The sequence below is a fragment of the Enterobacter sp. Tr-810 genome, from assembly GCF_011752765.1.
GTDB lineage: Bacteria > Pseudomonadota > Gammaproteobacteria > Enterobacterales > Enterobacteriaceae > Enterobacter > Enterobacter soli.
This window is the reverse complement of sequence record NZ_VWWW01000003.1, coordinates 82714-99830: the sequence shown is the minus strand read 5'-3', so window position 1 is coordinate 99830 and position 17117 is coordinate 82714. Positions and strand designations below refer to the sequence as shown.

Annotated in this window: 20 protein-coding genes; 5 read left to right on the top strand and 15 right to left on the bottom strand. The window is 53.5% G+C overall.

From position 1 onward, the window contains the following. Positions 1 to 195 precede the first annotated feature (195 nt). The gene (gene mak, locus F3J30_RS10580; RefSeq protein WP_166717218.1) at positions 196 to 1101 is read right to left on the bottom strand and encodes a fructokinase; all 906 of its coding nucleotides are present in this window, start codon (positions 1099 to 1101) and stop codon (positions 196 to 198) included. Between the two features lie 123 nt (positions 1102 to 1224). On the opposite strand from mak, the gene rdgC reads away from it, so the two are divergent. After that, complete coding sequence (gene rdgC, locus F3J30_RS10575) at positions 1225 to 2139, top strand: recombination-associated protein RdgC (RefSeq protein ID WP_014069084.1); 915 nt, start codon at positions 1225 to 1227, stop codon at positions 2137 to 2139. Positions 2140 to 2185: 46 nt separating this feature from the next. Here rdgC and ppnP read toward each other — a convergent pair whose 3' ends face one another. From ppnP to F3J30_RS10550, 5 genes are all read right to left on the bottom strand, one after another. Then, entirely contained in the window at positions 2186 to 2473 is a 288-nt protein-coding gene (gene ppnP / locus F3J30_RS10570) for a pyrimidine/purine nucleoside phosphorylase (protein ID WP_006176849.1), read from the bottom strand. Positions 2474 to 2544: 71 nt separating this feature from the next. Then, entirely contained in the window at positions 2545 to 3222 is a 678-nt protein-coding gene (locus tag F3J30_RS10565) for an AroM family protein (RefSeq protein ID WP_014069083.1), read from the bottom strand. Between the two features lie 237 nt (positions 3223 to 3459). Further along, complete coding sequence (locus F3J30_RS10560) at positions 3460 to 3651, bottom strand: YaiA family protein (RefSeq protein ID WP_014069082.1); 192 nt, start codon at positions 3649 to 3651, stop codon at positions 3460 to 3462. A gap of 46 nt (positions 3652 to 3697) precedes the next feature. Beyond that, the gene (gene aroL, locus F3J30_RS10555) at positions 3698 to 4222 is read right to left on the bottom strand and encodes a shikimate kinase AroL (protein WP_014069081.1); all 525 of its coding nucleotides are present in this window, start codon (positions 4220 to 4222) and stop codon (positions 3698 to 3700) included. Positions 4223 to 4366: 144 nt separating this feature from the next. Continuing rightward, entirely contained in the window at positions 4367 to 4825 is a 459-nt protein-coding gene (locus F3J30_RS10550; protein WP_014069080.1) for a YaiI/YqxD family protein, read from the bottom strand. Positions 4826 to 4935: 110 nt separating this feature from the next. Between F3J30_RS10550 and proC the strand changes: the two genes are divergently transcribed. Continuing rightward, positions 4936 to 5745: a pyrroline-5-carboxylate reductase gene (gene proC / locus F3J30_RS10545; RefSeq protein ID WP_014069079.1), complete on the top strand. Its 810-nt coding sequence runs from the start codon at positions 4936 to 4938 to the stop codon at positions 5743 to 5745. A 16-nt stretch (positions 5746 to 5761) separates the two neighbouring features. On the opposite strand, the gene adrA is transcribed toward proC, so the two are convergent. The 5 genes from adrA to F3J30_RS10520 form a co-directional block, all read right to left on the bottom strand. Next, entirely contained in the window at positions 5762 to 6865 is a 1104-nt protein-coding gene (gene adrA, locus F3J30_RS10540; protein ID WP_166717217.1) for a diguanylate cyclase AdrA, read from the bottom strand. Positions 6866 to 6967: 102 nt separating this feature from the next. Further along, complete coding sequence (psiF, locus tag F3J30_RS10535; RefSeq protein ID WP_014069077.1) at positions 6968 to 7288, bottom strand: phosphate starvation-inducible protein PsiF; 321 nt, start codon at positions 7286 to 7288, stop codon at positions 6968 to 6970. Positions 7289 to 7379: 91 nt separating this feature from the next. Then, a complete protein-coding gene (gene phoA, locus F3J30_RS10530; protein ID WP_166717216.1) occupies positions 7380 to 8795 on the bottom strand; it encodes an alkaline phosphatase in 1416 nt (471 codons plus the stop codon). Positions 8796 to 8894: 99 nt separating this feature from the next. After that, complete coding sequence (gene iraP, locus F3J30_RS10525; RefSeq protein ID WP_166717215.1) at positions 8895 to 9155, bottom strand: anti-adapter protein IraP; 261 nt, start codon at positions 9153 to 9155, stop codon at positions 8895 to 8897. A 247-nt stretch (positions 9156 to 9402) separates the two neighbouring features. Continuing rightward, positions 9403 to 10617, bottom strand: a complete 1215-nt coding sequence (locus tag F3J30_RS10520) for a multidrug efflux MFS transporter (RefSeq protein WP_041162001.1) — start codon at positions 10615 to 10617, stop codon at positions 9403 to 9405. Between the two features lie 266 nt (positions 10618 to 10883). On the opposite strand from F3J30_RS10520, the gene ddlA reads away from it, so the two are divergent. Further along, positions 10884 to 11984: a D-alanine--D-alanine ligase gene (gene ddlA / locus F3J30_RS10515; RefSeq protein ID WP_166717214.1), complete on the top strand. Its 1101-nt coding sequence runs from the start codon at positions 10884 to 10886 to the stop codon at positions 11982 to 11984. On the opposite strand, the gene F3J30_RS10510 is transcribed toward ddlA, so the two are convergent. Further along, positions 11981 to 12217, bottom strand: coding sequence for a DUF2754 domain-containing protein (locus F3J30_RS10510; protein ID WP_014069072.1), 237 nt, complete (start codon positions 12215 to 12217; stop codon positions 11981 to 11983). The two genes, ddlA and F3J30_RS10510, sit on opposite strands and share 4 nt — an antisense overlap. Positions 12218 to 12466: 249 nt before the next feature. Between F3J30_RS10510 and F3J30_RS10505 the strand changes: the two genes are divergently transcribed. Further along, a complete protein-coding gene (locus tag F3J30_RS10505) occupies positions 12467 to 12772 on the top strand; it encodes a DUF2755 family protein (protein WP_014069071.1) in 306 nt (101 codons plus the stop codon). Here the strand turns inward: F3J30_RS10505 and F3J30_RS10500 are convergent. The 3 genes from F3J30_RS10500 to F3J30_RS10490 form a co-directional block, all read right to left on the bottom strand. Further along, complete coding sequence (locus tag F3J30_RS10500; RefSeq protein ID WP_166717213.1) at positions 12769 to 13866, bottom strand: DUF1615 domain-containing protein; 1098 nt, start codon at positions 13864 to 13866, stop codon at positions 12769 to 12771. The two genes, F3J30_RS10505 and F3J30_RS10500, sit on opposite strands and share 4 nt — an antisense overlap. Before the next feature lie 14 nt (positions 13867 to 13880). After that, complete coding sequence (gene sbmA, locus F3J30_RS10495; RefSeq protein ID WP_166717212.1) at positions 13881 to 15101, bottom strand: peptide antibiotic transporter SbmA; 1221 nt, start codon at positions 15099 to 15101, stop codon at positions 13881 to 13883. Positions 15102 to 15217: 116 nt separating this feature from the next. After that, positions 15218 to 15751: an isochorismatase family protein gene (locus tag F3J30_RS10490; protein WP_166717211.1), complete on the bottom strand. Its 534-nt coding sequence runs from the start codon at positions 15749 to 15751 to the stop codon at positions 15218 to 15220. A gap of 204 nt (positions 15752 to 15955) precedes the next feature. On the opposite strand from F3J30_RS10490, the gene ampH reads away from it, so the two are divergent. Beyond that, positions 15956 to 17113, top strand: a complete 1158-nt coding sequence (gene ampH, locus F3J30_RS10485) for a D-alanyl-D-alanine-carboxypeptidase/endopeptidase AmpH (protein ID WP_166717210.1) — start codon at positions 15956 to 15958, stop codon at positions 17111 to 17113. The last annotated feature ends 4 nt before the right edge of the window (positions 17114 to 17117 follow it).

The window sequence follows — 17117 nt, the reverse complement described above, 5'->3', positions numbered from 1 at the left end:
CGCATCCATGAGCCTCGCCCCGGCCTACAGGAAACGCTTCGGCGATTTTCAGCCGGACCATGGAGCCGCTAGTAGTCTTTTATTTCAATGGCGTAATGTCATCGCTGAATAAAGACAAACATTACTGGTGATCCCTCAGCCCAGGGGGAGAGGGTGCAAACACTAAAAACAGCAACGTACGTTGCTGTTTTGCTTTTACTGCGGCCACAACCATGCGGCGCCGCGCACACCGCTGGAATCCCCGTGCACCGCTTTGCGGATCGGGGTTTCACACTCGCCGCCGAACACCCACTGTTTCACCAGGACAGGAACTGTGGCATACAGACGATCAACATTGCTCATTCCTCCCCCCAGGACAATCACATCGGGATCGAGAATATTCACAACATGCGCCAGTGACTTCGCCAGCCGCATTTCGTAGCGACTCAGGGCCAGTTCCGCCACAGGATCGTGCTCCTCAACCAGGCGCATGATCTCGTTGCCCTTCAGCGGCTGCCCACTGAGGCGATGGTAGTCCTTCGCAAAACCGGTGCCGGAGATAAACGTCTCAATGCACCCTTGTTTGCCGCAGTAGCAAGGCACTTCAGCGCGATATTTCAGCTCGTCTTCGTCCATCCAGGGCAGAGAATTATGCCCCCATTCGCCTGCCGTACCGTTACCGCCAATGTGGGAACGGCCATTAAAAGCCACGCCTGCGCCACACCCTGTTCCGATAATCACCGCAAACACCGTTTGCGCACCTGCGGCCGCCCCATCGATGGCCTCCGAAACCGCCAGGCAGTTGGCATCATTCGCCAGACGCACTTCGCGGTTAAGGCGCGCGCTCAAATCTTTATCAAAAGGCTGGCCGTTGAGCCAGGTGGAGTTAGCGTTTTTCACCACGCCGGTGTACGGCGAAATCGAGCCGGGAATGCCCATTCCCACGGTACCGATTTGCCCTGTCGCCTGCTCTGCCATGTCGACCAGATGCGCGATCGTCTCGATGGTCTGGTGATAGTCATCACGTGGCGTAGGCAGACGGTGGCGAAACAATTGCTCCCCCTGCTCGCTCAGCGCGATGACTTCGGTTTTGGTGCCGCCCAAATCAATCCCAATACGCACAAGACACTCCTCATTATTTTGATTATCAACAGAGTAGAAGCCGGTAACCCGATTAGCAATGCAAGCACTGCGACAATTCGTTATCATGCCCGCTGATTTAACGACAAGGCCGTGGAAATTATCATGCTGTGGTTCAAAAATTTGATGGTTTACCGTCTTAGCCGCGACGTTTCGCTGCGTGCTGAAGAGATGGAAAAACAGTTAGCCGCTTACACCTTCACCCCTTGCGGTAGCCAGGATATGGCAAAAACCGGTTGGGTTCCTCCGATGGGTTCACAAAGTGATGCGCTGACCCACGCCAGCAGCACGGGTCAAATCATTGTCTGCGCGCGTAAAGAAGAGAAGATCCTGCCCTCACCGGTGGTGAAGCAGGCGCTCGAAGCGAAGATCTTCAAGCTGGAAGCCGAACAGGGCCGCAAGCTGAAAAAAACCGAAAAAGATTCACTCAAGGACGAAGTGCTGCACTCTCTGCTGCCGCGCGCGTTTAGCCGTTTTAGCCAGACGATGATGTGGATCGATACCGTAAACGGGCTGATCATGGTTGACTGCGCCAGCGCCAAAAAAGCAGAAGATACGCTGGCCCTGCTGCGTAAGAGTCTGGGTTCCCTGCCGGTGGTTCCTCTGGCGATGGAAAACCCGATCGAGCTGACGCTGACCGAATGGGTGCGTAGCGGCGCGGCGCCACAGGGATTCCAGCTGCTTGATGAAGCAGAATTAAAAGCGATCCTCGAAGATGGCGGCGTGATCCGTGCGAAAAAACAGGATCTGGTATGCGATGAAATCGCGGTCCACATCGAAGCAGGCAAGCTGGTGACCAAGCTGGCGCTCGACTGGCAGCAGCGCATTCAGTTTGTCATGTGCGATGACGGCTCCGTGAAGCGTCTGAAATTCTGCGATGAACTGCGCGATCAGAACGAAGATATCGACCGGGAAGATTACGCTCAGCGTTTTGACGCCGACTTTATCCTGATGACAGGTGAGCTGGCAGCGTTAATTCAGAGTCTGGTGGAAGGCCTCGGCGGAGAAGCGCAGAGGTAATCTCCCCTCACCCTAACCCTCTCCCCAAAGGGGAGAGGGAAAAAAATCATTTCAGGTAGCGGCACAGATAAGAGGTAGGCTCAGCAACCTGCAAATGGAATTCGCTGTGGCCAGGGACGTTGAATACTTGTCCTGCGGCAAACACTTTCCACTCGGTTTCACCTGGCAGTAATACATTCAGCGCGCCGCTGACCACTGTCATCTCTTCGGCTTCAGCCGTGCCAAAGGTATATTCCCCTTCAGCCATTACGCCAACACTGGCGCGGCCAGTGCTGCTGCTGGTAAAACCAATGGATTTCACTTTACCGGAAAAGTATTCGTTACTTTGAAGCATGAACTGGCCCTTATATTTATCGATAAAAATCCACTATAGGGGCCATGCTCATAGCCTGTCACGCAAAATCATTACGCCAGCAGCTCTGATGCCAGACGCGCCATCAGTACGTTAGATAACAGCACCGGTACATCAAGGGCTTTTTGCAGAAGATCCCGGTGATGCTGATGAAAACCGAGACAGTCCAGGATCAGGACATCCGCCCCTTTATCAAGCAACGCCTGCCCGGATGCGATAAGTTTTGCCTCGCTATCCGTGATGGGGTTTGCCAGAGCATACAACGGCGTTCGCTCAAGCGCGCTCCATTTCGCCTCCTGGTTTTCCAGCAGCTCCTCAATGGGAACAATCACCCCCACCTGATGGCCGTCAACAATCGAGGCCACCAGCGGCGGAATAATCCGCATGGGTTCCAGCAATATGGCATTACGCGCGACAAGCCCCTTAATCGGAGCCGTACTCATCAGTAAAATAACGTCATAACCCTGATTATCGAGCACTTCGATGACACCCTGAAGCGAGCGCTCGATTTTCTGACGTGACACATTCGCCAGTTTACCGTCACTTAATAACGTCGGCAGGAGATCCTCTCCCTCTTCAACAGCGTAGTCTTCCATGACCTCTTCCCGACTCATCTTACCCAACAGACTAAGATGGGTGATTTGTTGTTCAGAGACATGCTCAGTTAAGAGCGGTAATACTTCGCTTACAGGCACCACACCAATGGTGAGGATCGCCAACGTCGCCTTCATTTTGTTCGCCTTCCATTACTACCACAGCTGCCACACAGGTACAGACTCACTTCGCTGCACAGTTCGTTTTTTCAACAAAACAGCACCAAGCGTAGCAGCAGATCCTTACGCTGAAATGTAAAGATCTACTGGCCATTCTGAATCCGTCTGTAATAACTTAACTTTAACCTCTGCTTAACATTTCCGATGAGTGAAAAGTGTGATTCGGGCACGGTAATGTGCAGTTTGAGATTTTATTCAGGATTTTTCGGGATCTTCGTAGCGCTGCTTGGCATCCAGCGCTTCTTGCTCCGTCTCGTGTTCACTGATTAACGAATCTGCATTGGGGTAATCGGCACGCAGTTGAAACCAGGTCACGGTATGCCCCGGATGACCTTTTTCAACGGTAACAACGCGTGCGAGACGAGGATAAGGAGGTCGGTTTGGCATAGTTCATCCGTAAGTCAGGGGAGTGAACTATAAGTATAGTCGCCCGCTAACTGGCGCACGCCAGACGCAGCGCTGTCACGATTGAATTGACAACCTGTTCAGGGGATAAAGAGGCATCGACAACATGATGCGCCGTCTCGCGGTATAACGCGTCGCGTTCTGCCAGCACTTCGCTCACCTCTTCGCTTATCGGTTTGCCGGTCAGGGTAGGACGCTGCCCCTCTTCCGGAAACGCCTCCAGGCGCCCAACCAGAGTAGAAACGGGCGCGCAAAGATAAATCACAATCCCTTTTTCGCGCATAAACTGACGATTATATTCCGCCAGAATAATGCCGCCTCCCGTTGCAATCACCGTTGAAGGCGCCGTCACCGCTTCAAGCGTTGCAGTTTCGCGTGCGCGAAAACTGGCCCAGCCTTCCTGCTCGACAATCTCCGCAATGCTTTGTCCGGCATGAGTCTGTAGCCAGTGATCGGTATCGACAAACTGACTGTGGCACACGCGCGACAGTTCAAGACCAACGGTGGATTTCCCACAGCCACGGGGGCCAACTAAAAAGATGGGTTGGGTCATAAAACGGTGTTCCCCTTGATGCCGGATGGCTGAAGACTGTAAAGAAATGATTGCAGAAGATGTTGCGTTAACTTTACTGCAAAGCGGTACGTGATGACAACCCTGTGGATGCCACACTGTACCACAAATTGACAATGGTTATCATTACGCGGTGCGGCGCTTCACTTCCAGCAGCCATTTATCCAGCTCCGCGGCAAACTGCTGACGGTCGCGCTGGGACAAACTGTCCGGCCCGCCGGTCTGCACGCCACTGGCTCGCAGGGTATCCATAAAATCGCGCATCGTCAGCTTTTCCCGAATGGTTGCCGGCGAGTAGCGTTCACCACGCGGATTGAGCGCCGCCGCGCCTTTCTCCAGCACTTCAGCGGCCAGCGGGATATCCGCGGTGATCACCAGGTCGCCCGGGCTGCACAGACGCACAATCTCATTATCTGCCACATCAAACCCGGCAGGCACGCGCATGGCGCGAATGAACCGGGACGGCGGCACGCGAATATTTTGGTTTGCCACCAGCGTTAACGACATCTGCACGCGATCGGCGGCACGGAATAAGATCTCTTTGATCACGTTCGGACAGGCGTCCGCATCAACCCAAATCGCCATATTGTCTCCTCATAATGACATTGCCGACTATTGTCCCCTGCTTTTCGTTGTTAAGCTATAACGCAACGCTATCGATCATAAACAACAACGCATAAGAACGGAGAGGCATGATGGAGAAGAAAATCGGTTTTATCGGCTGCGGCAACATGGGCAAAGCGATCCTTGGCGGTCTGATCGCCAGCGGTCAGGTGTTGCCAGGGCAGATCTGGGTCTATACCCCATCACCGGATAAAGTCGCCGCTCTGCGTGATGAGTACGGCATCAATGCCGCTGAAAGCGCGCAGGAAGTCGCCCAGGTGGCTGATATCGTCTTTGGCGCCGTTAAGCCAAACATCATGATCAAAGTCCTGAGCGAGATCACCTCCAGCCTGAATAAAGATACCCTGGTGGTGTCGATTGCCGCGGGCGTCACTCTGGACCAGCTGGCCCGTGCCCTGGGTCACGACCGTAAAATTGTACGCGCCATGCCAAATACCCCATCGCTGGTTAACGCCGGTATGACATCGGTCACCCCGAACGCCCTGGTCACCACGGAAGATACCGCTGATGTGCTGAATATTTTCCGCTGCTTCGGTGAAGCAGAAGTGATTTCCGAGGCGATGATCCACCCGGTTGTGGGTGTAAGTGGTTCTGCGCCTGCGTACGTCTTTATGTTTATCGAAGCGATGGCAGATGCAGCCGTGCTGGGCGGGATGCCGCGCGCTCAGGCTTACAAATTTGCCGCTCAGGCCGTAATGGGCTCAGCCAAAATGGTACTCGAAACAGGGAAACATCCGGGTGAGCTGAAAGATATGGTGTGCTCACCTGGCGGCACAACGATTGAAGCTGTGCGTGTGCTCGAAGAGCGCGGGTTCCGTGCTGCCGTCATCGAAGCGATGGCAAAATGCATGGAAAAATCAGAGAAACTCAGTAAGTCCTGATCCAGCTTGCCGGGCGTCAGGCCGCCACTTCAGTGCGCCCGCGTCCGGCATTTTTCGCTTTATACAAGGCGACGTCCGCCGCTTTCAGCCATTCACGATAGTGCCCAAACTGCGGCCCCCAGGGCGCGACCCCGACGCTGATTCGCAACCGTGCGGCAGGCGCGCCGCGTAATGATAATTTGGTCAGACGCTCATGCACCCGGGACATGGCCGCAATGGCGCTCTCAGACGTTGTACCCGACATAATCACCGCGAACTCATCGCCGCCAAAACGGCCGATATAATCACCCGCGCGCAGCGTCAATTGCAGCTGACGTGTGATAGCGATAATTGCCTCATCCCCCACATCATGCCCCCAGGTGTCATTAACGCTCTTAAAGTGATCGATATCGATGAGCAAGATTGTCGCGGTGCGCTGGCTTCGACGGCAATGTTCAAATTCGTTACGCAGCAGCGTTTCCCAGTGGCGACGGTTAAACACGCCGGTCATGCCATCACGGGTACTCATCAGCTCCAGTCGCCTCTTATGTTCGGCGAGCCGGATTGCCGTGCGATGGCTGACCCAGGCAAAAAGCATGGGATAAAGCACCAAAATGGGGAGCGTCAGCCACCATTCCAGTGGCTGAGGGGCAAAGGTGATCACAAGACCGGTGACTTCCAGTGTGGCCAGCGCCGTCAATACGGTCATTGCCACCCCCGCAAGGAACAAGCGGCAGCCGCCAGAGCCCATCATGTTCATTCCGATCATCATGACCAACGCCGCCGTGGGCAATGCGTTCACGCCCATCAGGCCAATCCATACCCCTGCGATGATGGCATCGACCTTCAGGTTATACATTTCACGGTTAAACGGGTCGGGGGAACGGCAGGCTATTTGCCAGGCAAGATGCGGCCAGACAAAGGCCCAGCCAACCAGCAGTAGCCACCAGCCGCCAGAAAGAGAATGGGTTACCAGAACGCCCGAGATGGGGAAAAACATCGCCCCCAGCCCCACCATGCGCGCCAGTCTTACCCGCCGGGCAAACTGGATGCCGGAGCTGTGAGGGTCATCCTGAGAAAGGTTTTGATGCCACTCTTCCCGAATGTTTTCGTTATTGTAAAAATTTTCGTCATTCATCATTTTTGGGAATATTCTGAAACATTTTCCCAAATTATAGAGAGGGGTATTCCGGGGGAAGTATGAATTTTCGGGTGAGCCGTAACGGCAACTCACCCGTAAGAACTAGGCTTTTTTCTTCAGACAGCCGCTCATGAATTTATTACGATCGTCGCCCTTAAGCGATTGCTCGGTTGCCTGGACGTTGCACTCGCGCATTCTCTGCTGTTGTGGCGTCAGACTTTTTTCCTGTGGCTTTGATGCACCATTTTTGAGGCAATCACTCATATACGTCTTACGCGCATCACCTTTGAGAGTCTGCGCCGTCGCCTGTTGGTTACAGGTCGTCATGCGCTGCTGTTGAGGAGTTAAGGTTTTTTCTGCCGCGTTCGCCGAAGCCATCAGGAACACACCAGAGAGCAGGGTAACCAGAAATGTTATTTTCATTGCACCATCCTTTTGTGAACATTCACAGTAAGTCTGGTTCGTGGTGGGAAAAAAACCACCCGGCAGAGGTGTTTTCTGCCGGGTGTGTCTGTTATTTCAGACCGAGTGCTGCTTTCATGGTGTAGAACAGATCGGTTTGATCCGTCAGCCCTACCACGTTTGCCGCATGTGGCCCGTACGCGGCAATACGCAGCTGCGTGCCGGTATGTTCCATCGACTCTTCTTCAGAGTTGCCGTAGCTCATCACCATCACCGCGCCATCTTTGGTGTTCAGCGCCTGAGTCAGACCAGGTGCTTTGGTTTCTGGCGGAATAATCTGGCTGGCGTGCGCATGGTCAGCCGTCACTACCACCAGGGTATTGCCGTCTTTTTTCGCAAATTCCAGCGCCTTCTGTACCGCTTCGTCCAGATCAACCGTTTCGCCAATCTGACCACACGGATTCGCCGCATGATCTTGCTTATCGATTGATGCACCTTCTACCTGCAAGAAGAAGCCTTTTTCACTTTTGCTCAGCAGGGAAATGGCTTTATCCGTCATGGCCGCAAGCGTCGGGATGCTGTCGTCGCGTTTAGGATTCGGCATACAGGTCACCGCAGGTTTGTCGATGTTGCCGTGGTAAGAGGCCTTCGGGCCTTCCCAGCGTACCGGCATGTTGCCATCCGAGAACAGACCCAGCAGCGGTTTATCCTGATTTGCCTGAGTGATAGCCGCCAGAGAGGCCGCATCGCTTACCAACTGGTAACCACGGGCTTGCGCCTGTTCACGCAGCGTTTTGCCCTGCCAGTCGCCCGCAGTTGCCGTTTCAGCGAAGGTTTTTGCCCCGCCACCCAGCGTCACATCCGCACGGGCGTTCAGCAGCTGTTCGGTAATCGAACCTTTTCCGCCTTTTTCCAGCGCGTTAGTCGGGCATTTTTCGCTGGTCACAGACGGGCCGTAGCATTTACGCGAGGTAACATGTGACACCAGCGCTGCCGGGGTAGCATCCTGGAGTTCAGCAGTTGAGACGTTACCGGTTGCCAGCCCCGCCGCTTTTGCCATTTCCAGAATGGTTTGATGATCTTTTTCGTGGATATCCACACCCAGCGCACCGTTATAGGTTTTCACACCGGTTGACCATGCTGTTGCCGAGGCAGCAGAGTCCGTAACGTAATCCGGTTTACCAGTTTTTTTATTCAGTGCGTAATGGGTGTATTGCCCGGTCAAGGGTAAGGCATCAATACCCTTGAAGAAGCCACCCGCACCTTCAGCATAATTTCGCGCAGCGGTAATTTCAGAATCACCCATACCGTCGCCAATCAGCAGAATTATATTTTTGGCCGGCTTCTCATTCAGTGAAGCACGAATGGCCGCGGTCTGGTCTTCTGACAGACGACGAGCGCCACCAGGCTGGGTGATATCGCCCTGAGCGGCGCGATTATCCAGTACGCTGGTACTCGTGGTTTCAGCATGAATAACAGGGGTAAATAACAGGGGTATTAATGCAATGAAAAGTGCGCTCTGTTTCAATTTATTTTCTCCATGTACAAATACATAAAAAATAAAACAGAGCGACTATAGGCATCCTGCATGACATTTCTATGACACGCCGTCAGGTTTGATGACGGTTTAACTGCGTGGATGCCTTAATAGCTTCTTTACGTATTGCTGAAGCAATTGCGCATCCTGTACCGGGACCAGTGGGTCAGGCCGGGCATTCTCCAGCGCCACTTCAACGCTGTTAATCAGGGCCTGCTGATCGTTTTGCGCCATCTGTCTTAGCAGCGCAGTGACTACAATTTCCAGCGCTTCAACCTGAGCGACCAGTTCTTTGGACTCTTCTTCCTTTTGTGCAAGCTTGACCAGCAACTCAGCAATGAGATTTTTCATTGTGCTATTTCCTTATGTCATTTTTTCTGAACTTATCATTCCGGACCAATAATGCAAAGCGGTGTTGAGTATTATCTTATGCAAAATTGATTTTATAGCCAAAATAAATGACATAACTTATCAGCGAAACGTTTTTCTATTATTAAAACCCATCAAGACGAAGCGGGAATATCACAAAAAGGCAGGTCGCATTTCGTTATATAAAAATGCGACTGCCATAAGAATATATAATGTATATCGCGGCGTATTAGCGCGACGATTTTGCCTGCGCTATTTGCTGGCGACGACGAAGCGCAAAAGCCAGCTGGATGATATTCACCAGGATAACCACGGCCGTGGCGGCAAATACCCAACGGAACCCCGCCATCGCCGAAACAGACGCCCCCATCAGCGGGCCGGCGACATTCCCCAAATACATAAATGACTGGTTATATCCAAAGATACGTCCCGTAACTTGATCGCTGGAATATTTCACCAGCAGCGTTTGTACCGCAGGCAACATGGCGCCATCGGCAAAGCCCAGCAGGAAGCGTAACACCCCGAGCTGGAGCGGCGACGTGACAAATGACATGGCAAAAAACAGCACAACGGCAAAAATCAGCGTGCCCATTAATATGCGCGCCGTGCCAATCCGATCACCCAGTTTCCCCAGACGCGGTGCGGAAATCAGCGCCGAGACGCCCGGCACCGCGGCAATCATCCCGCTGAGAAACGCAATGTTGTTGCTGTCTGGCTCCATCGATTTGATAAACAGCGCAAGGATCGGGCCGACCGAGCCATTACAAAGCTGAATGACCATCGTGGTGACGAAGAGGCTAATCATCAGGCCTGGATAGGGTAACGTGGCAAACACGGCTTTCCCGCTCAGGCGTTCCGACTTGCTGACAATCGGTCGCCCACCCTCTTTGATCAAAAACAGAGTGACCAGGAAGCTTATTACCAGCAGGGCTGCCGTAATAAAGAACACCGCCCGCAATCCCACGTTATCGGCCAGGAAGCCGCCCATCAGCGGGCCGCCAATCACACCGCTTATCTGGGCAGTTGAAAGGGTGCTCAGCGCCCAACCGCTACGCTCACGTGGCACCTGAGATGCCACCAGCGCCATGGCATTGGGAATATACCCGGATGTCAGCCCCATTAAGGCTCGCAGCACAAACAGCTGCCAGACGTTTGTGGCAAAAGCCTGGAGCAGTATTGCCACCGCCATCCCAAGCGATGCGCGCAGCAGCATCAGCTTGCGCCCTTTGCGGTCTGCCAGGCTGCCCCACATGGGCGAGACAATGGCAGAAACCAGAAACGTGACGCTGAACACCAGACCCGACCACATCGAAAGCGCTTCATGGGAGGAAACACCCAGTTGTGAAACGTACAGGGGTAAAAACGGTAAAATCTGGCTAATGGCAAGTCCGGTAAAAAAACAGCCAAACCAGACCGATATAAGGTTAACTTTCCAGGATTCCATAACAGACGCAATCTTCATTTTTAGGCGAATTCGCCTACAGATTAGCAAGTTACGTGCATTCACGTAGCGCCAGAGATGCGGACAAGGATGACTTTGGTGTTTTATCTTCCCAGTCATCATATTTGTGAAATATGTCACAAATTATCCGTTAGCAGGCGGTGATTTATGCTTTAAAAACCACACCCAAACATTATGGCAGAAGGCCGGGAAACCCGCAGGGCATCGTGGTATGTTATAGGCTTTTCGTCAGACTGGAAGAGAGTGAAATGGCTAAGCAGCGGGTGGGTATTGTCTTTGGGGGAAAATCAGCAGAACACGAGGTGTCATTGCAATCGGCAAAAAATATTGTCGATGCGATTGATAAAAACCGCTTCGAGGTTGTACTGCTGGGCATTGATAAACAGGGTCAGTGGCATATAAACGATGCCAACCAATATCTGTTAAATGCTGACGATCCGGCACATATCGCGCTTAATCCATCAGAAATCAGCGTTGCCGCTGTTCCGGGCAACGTGCAGGGGCAGTTTATCGACGCAGGCAATGCGCAGGCACTGACGCAAATCGACGTCATTTTCCCGATTGTTCACGGCACCCTGGGTGAAGATGGTTCCTTGCAGGGGATGCTGCGCATGGCAAACCTGCCGTTTGTCGGCTCTGACGTGCTGGGCTCCGCCGCCTGCATGGACAAAGACGTCACGAAACGCCTGCTGCGCGATGCCGGGCTGAACATTGCGCCATTTATTACCCTCACCCGCGCCAACCGCGACAAACACAGCTTCGCCAGCATCAGTGCTCAGCTTGGCCTGCCGCTGTTCGTTAAACCTGCCAATCAGGGCTCCTCTGTTGGAGTCAGCAAAGTGAACAGCGAAACGCAGTTCACTGAAGCCGTTCGCCTGGCTTTCGGGTTCGATCATAAAGTGGTGGTTGAGCAGGGCATCAAAGGCCGTGAAATTGAATGTGCGGTACTGGGCAATGATTTCCCGCAGGCGAGTACCTGTGGCGAAGTGGTGTTAAACAGCGATTTCTACTCTTACGACACTAAATACATCGATGACAAAGGCGCGCAGGTCGTGGTGCCAGCGGATATCGATCCGGCCATCAACGACAAGATCCGCGCGATCGCCGTTGAAGCGTATCAGGCTCTGGGCTGTGCGGGTATGGCGCGTGTCGACGTGTTCCTGACACCAGAAAATGAGGTAGTGATTAACGAGATTAACACGCTGCCTGGCTTTACCAACATCAGCATGTATCCAAAACTGTGGCAGGCGAGCGGCATCAGCTACCCAGAGTTAATCACCCGCCTGATCGAGTTGGCGCTGGAGCGTCACGCTGCCGACAGCGCCCTCAAAAGCTCAGTAAACGGTTAATCGGCCTTCTTTACCGTGTCCGTTGTATCCGCTGTCGCCTCTTCAGGTCGACGGCGGATTATTAATCCCGCCAGCCAGAAACTGATCACCCACGTCACCATGCCAACGGCATAGGTTTGCCAGCCCTTAGCGTCAAATCCCAGCAGCCCCACAACGCCATTGAGAATAAAAATAAGACCGATAGCAAAGGCATAATAATGCCAGTCACGGCGTAGTTTGGAAGTGAGCTTCATGGGGACTCCGGTAGAAAAAAAGACATCCTCTCACAGTTTCGCGGGCAGGTCTGTGGCGGGATGCGGGAATTCTTAAACACGTCGCAATTTCACTTAAGTCACAAAACTGTGATGTGATGCAGAAATCGGCATTCCAGGAGAATTCCTTAGGGCAAATTACCACGATTCTGATATTGACAAATGCTATGACCTGTCAAACTCCACCTGTACGACGCGTTTCTGAGCAGAGTGATATTACGGGAGGTCTTTATGGCTGATTTTACATTGTCGAAACCGATTTTTGGCGGCAAACAACCAAAAACCTCGACGGCTGGCAATATCGCCTATGCCCTGTTTGTACTTTTCTGCTTCTGGGCAGGCTCACAGCTTCTTAACATGCTGGTCCATGCACCAGGCGTCTATGAACACCTGATGCAGGTTCAGGATACGGGCCGCCCTCAGGTGGAAATAGGTTTTGGGGTCAGCACGGTCTTTGGGTTAATTCCTTTTCTCACCGGCTGCATGATCCTGGGCGTGGTCGCCCTTGTGCTGCGCTGGCGCCGCCACCATCGTTAAAGCGCCATACAGTGAGCCCGACGCTCATCCACGCGTTTTGCAAACCAGGCGGTTGTGAGATTACGTGTGATCTTCGGGCTCTCAAGCTGGATACCTGGCAGAATGGCTTTCGGTAGCGCCTTGCCACTCTTCTGCTCTGCAAGCTTAAAGACCTGCTGATACAGTTCCGTTTTCTCAAACGCCAGACTATCCCCTTTCTCAAGCTGACGGCGGATCTCGCTGTTGCTCATCCCCAATTTTGCAGACAATTTACGCACAGCCAGCTCAGTGGTGCCCGCTTCGCTGCTGCCATAAGCAATGAGATCGCCATCCAGCGCCAGTTTCACTCCGCTGGCGCGGCTCACGGCGCTCTGGAACGCGGCATTACGGCTGGCGTACCAGCCTGCGTTAAAGTCAGCAAAGCGGTACAGCGGCTCGCTGTAGTTGGCCGGATAGTTCAGCAGATGATAAGTGCCAAACCAGAGTCCACCCCGCAGGGAGAACACTTCCTGGCGCACCGTGCCGTCGATTTTCCACGGATAGCCGTCGGTGTGTTTTTCTGCAAACGCGATGCTGACCTGCATTGGCCCGCCGGTATGGACCGGGTTAAGCGAGCCAAACAGCTTCTGCCCCATCGGCACCATGCTGATGAAATCATCAAAAATGGCGCTCAGCTGTTTCTCGGTTTTCACCGTGTCCAGCCGTTCGCTGTAGGTTTTGCCATTTGGCGAGGTGATTTTGAGTGCGGTATGCACCAGGAATACCGGGATATGCATTGACTCAGCACGGCGGTCGATCTCTTTCCAGGCAATCTTGTTCAGCCCCGGCACCGCCGGGTCGGACTGGTACATCGACTCCTGCTGAGCAACAGCCAGCACCGAGCAGATATTCTCCTCGGTGGGGGCAATCTTCTGGCTTTCAAAGGTTTTGGCTAATGCATCCGCCCACGCATTGCGATCCTTCACGCTGGCGGGCATTTTTTGTCGCACAACGCTTGCCACATCCAGTGGTTTTTCACCCTCTTTAAGCGGGGCGGCCCCTTTTTCGGCGCAGCCCGCCAGAACGAAGGCGGACAGTAAGGACAACGGTAACGCGCGTGGTACGGCAAATGGCATAGCAACTCCCTGTATTAGCTAAATGTATTGGTCACTTCCTGAAGATCACGATCGTCAAGCTCACGCTCGAAGCTGCGTAAACGCTTGTAGATAGACATCAGCTCAACCAGCGTGGTCCAGGAACTGATCAGATACTGGAACGAACCACGAACCTGACCAAAGACGTTGGTGATTTGAGTCATTAGACCGAGCGTAATCGTACCCGCAACAATAGACGGGAACAGCAGGAACAAACCGAAAACGTTATCGACCTGCAAATAGAGAATACGGGCAATGTTGAAATACATGTAATGGAAATAGAGGCGGAAATAGTTACGGCGCACCGCGCCAAACAGCTCGCGTACGGTCGGCGGCGAGGCGCGGTTCACGTCGTCTTCACCATAAACCAGCTCTTTACGGTAGGCCGCTTCCACGCGCTGGTTTTTAAACTCAAGCCCTGGCAGCTTGATCCCGACGACTGCCAGCAAGCCCGTTCCCATCAGCGACCAGACAATCGCAGCGATCACCAGGCCGTACGGCAGATGCCCGACAATCGGCAGGTCGGGAACATGCGCCGAAAGGGTGACCAGCACCGGCAGGAAGGCAATCAGTGTCATAATGGCGTTGATAAAACTCACGCCCATGTCTTCAAGCGTGGAGGCAAAACGCATGGTGTCTTCCTGCACACGCTGTGCAGCACCTTCGATATGACGCAGATGTTGCCAGTGCGCCATATAGTGTTCGTTCATCGCGGTACGCCAGCGGAAAACGTAGTGGCTGACAAAGAAGTTGTTCATCACCCCAATCACTACCGCAATCAGCGCAATGCCGAGGAAGATCCCGACCTCATGGTAGAACTGATTAATCGTCACCTTATGCGGCGCACTCAGCGCGGTCTGGATCAGATCGTAGAATGGCGCGTACCAGGCGTTAACCGCCACGCCCACTTCCACCAGGAACCAGGTGACGAAGATGATGAGCGAGGTTCCCAGAATCGACCAGTTTTGCCAGCGATGCGGAGAGTAGACAAACCAGAACAGCGCAAACAGACCAACGCACACGGCGTAGTAGGCGTAAAACAGCAGATAGCTCAGCGACCAGAAGCGTGCCGCGCTAATGGGTACCTCGCCCGTTGCGCCCACGATGCGCGTTAACCACGCACCGCCACCCGCCTGCCAGAAAATGACAGCGATCAGTGCCCAAATAAATGCCGACAGGAAAAAAGGCCCCGGCTTTGGGAAAAAAGACTTAAACATAATGCTTCCTTCTTGTTGTTATGGCTGTTGCTGTGTTCAACACATTACCAAACGAAAACGCTGCTACGGGCCAGCGTGCTGGCCCGGGCAAAAAGGTCAGACCCGATGGATTATTATTAGTTCGCTTTCCAGTTTTCGAGAATTGTTTCGGTGAGTTTCACCTTCGGTGGGTTCAGGGGGGCAATAAAGTTACGCCAGACATCGTTATGGTGGTTAATCAGGATTTGCGCCTGCGCCGCCGGGCGGTTTGCGGTGGTGTGGGCATCTTCCGCGACGGTAATGTGATAGCCGCGGCTCACGCCGTTTTTGATGGTGGCATCGACACAGTAATCGGTGGCACAGCCGCAAATGACAAATGCATTAATATCCTGCTCGCGCAGCAGCGCTGCCAACCCGGTGTTATAGAATGAATCACAGGCAGTCTTGGTGACATAGAATGCCCCCGCGGGTTGTTCTACTTCCGGCAGCAGCGCAAACCCTTCACTCTCCTCTTCCAGCCCGCCGGCTTCGGTATGTTGAATAAAAATGACCGTGTCGGCAGCCTTCGTGAGTTGATTGATGCGGGAAACACACTGTTCGCGCTGATGACGCGGCGTTTCAAACACGCCTTGTTGCATATCGACAACCATAACTACACGCTTCTCAGACATAGCCCTCTCCGAAAGATTGAGTGAGATAAACGACTATCATAAGCCCGATGTCACAAAATGGGAGACTGAGTTCCACGAAATTGTTCTTATTTACCCGCGGTTACGTTTTTCTCGCTATCGTTATGCAATTCGACCCATTGCACCGCGCCGTTTAGTAGTATAAATACGCATTAATTTCTTCATTCACTTCATGGATGCATTTCGTTGAAACGTTGTCTGTTATCTTTCGCCGCGCTGTGTGCGGTGAGTCTGTCTACCGCCCAGGCAGCCCAGCCGCTGACAGCCCCTGCTTTTGCCTCAGATATTGCTGACCGCTACGCTAACCTTATCTATTACGGCAGTGGTGCAACCGGCATGGCGCTGGTGGTTATCGACGGTAACCAGCGTGTGTTTCGTAGTTTTGGTGAAACGCGTCCAGGAAATAATATCCACCCGCAGCTGGACTCGGTTATCCGCATCGCCTCATTAACCAAGTTAATGACCAGCGAAATGCTGGTGAAAATGCTCGATCAGGGCGTGGTTAAACTCAACGATCCACTCAGTAAATATGCTCCGCCAGGCGCACATGTTCCCACTTATCAGGGTGCCCCGATCACATTGGTGAATCTGGCCACTCACACCAGCGCCCTGCCGCGTGAACAACCCGGCGGCGCGGCACACCGCGCGGTGTTCGTCTGGCCAACACGGGAACAACGCTGGAGCTACCTGAACACGGCGACGCTGAAATCCGAGCCGGGTTCACAGGCCTCCTATTCCAACCTGGCGTTTGATCTTCTCGCCGATGCGTTATCCACGGCATCCGGCAAGCCGTATCCGCAGCTGTTTGAAGAACAAATTACGCGCCCGCTGGGCATGAAAGACACCACGTTTACCCCTTCACCCGACCAGTGCGGGCGCCTGATGGTGGCGGAAAAAGGGGCAAGTCCGTGTAATAACACCCTGGCAGCTATCGGGAGTGGCGGCGTTTACTCTACGCCGGGCGACATGATGCGCTGGATGCAACAATTCCTCTCTTCCGATTTCTACGCACGCAGCAACCAGGCCGACCGGATGCAAACGCTGATTTATCAGCGTAATCAGCTGCACCGTGTGATTGGCATGGACGTGCCGGGCAAAGCCGATGCGCTGGGTATGGGCTGGGTCTACATGGCACCGAAAAATGGTCGCCCGGGGATCATTCAGAAAACCGGCGGCGGCGGCGGCTTTATCACCTATATGGCGATGATCCCGCAGGCAAACGTGGGTGCGTTTGTGGTTGTGACCCGCTCGCCGAATACCCGTTTCGTCAATATGAGTGACGGTATCAATAACTTAGTTGCCGAGCTGAGCGCCAATAAAGAGAAGGTCGTTCCGGCTTCGTAAAGTG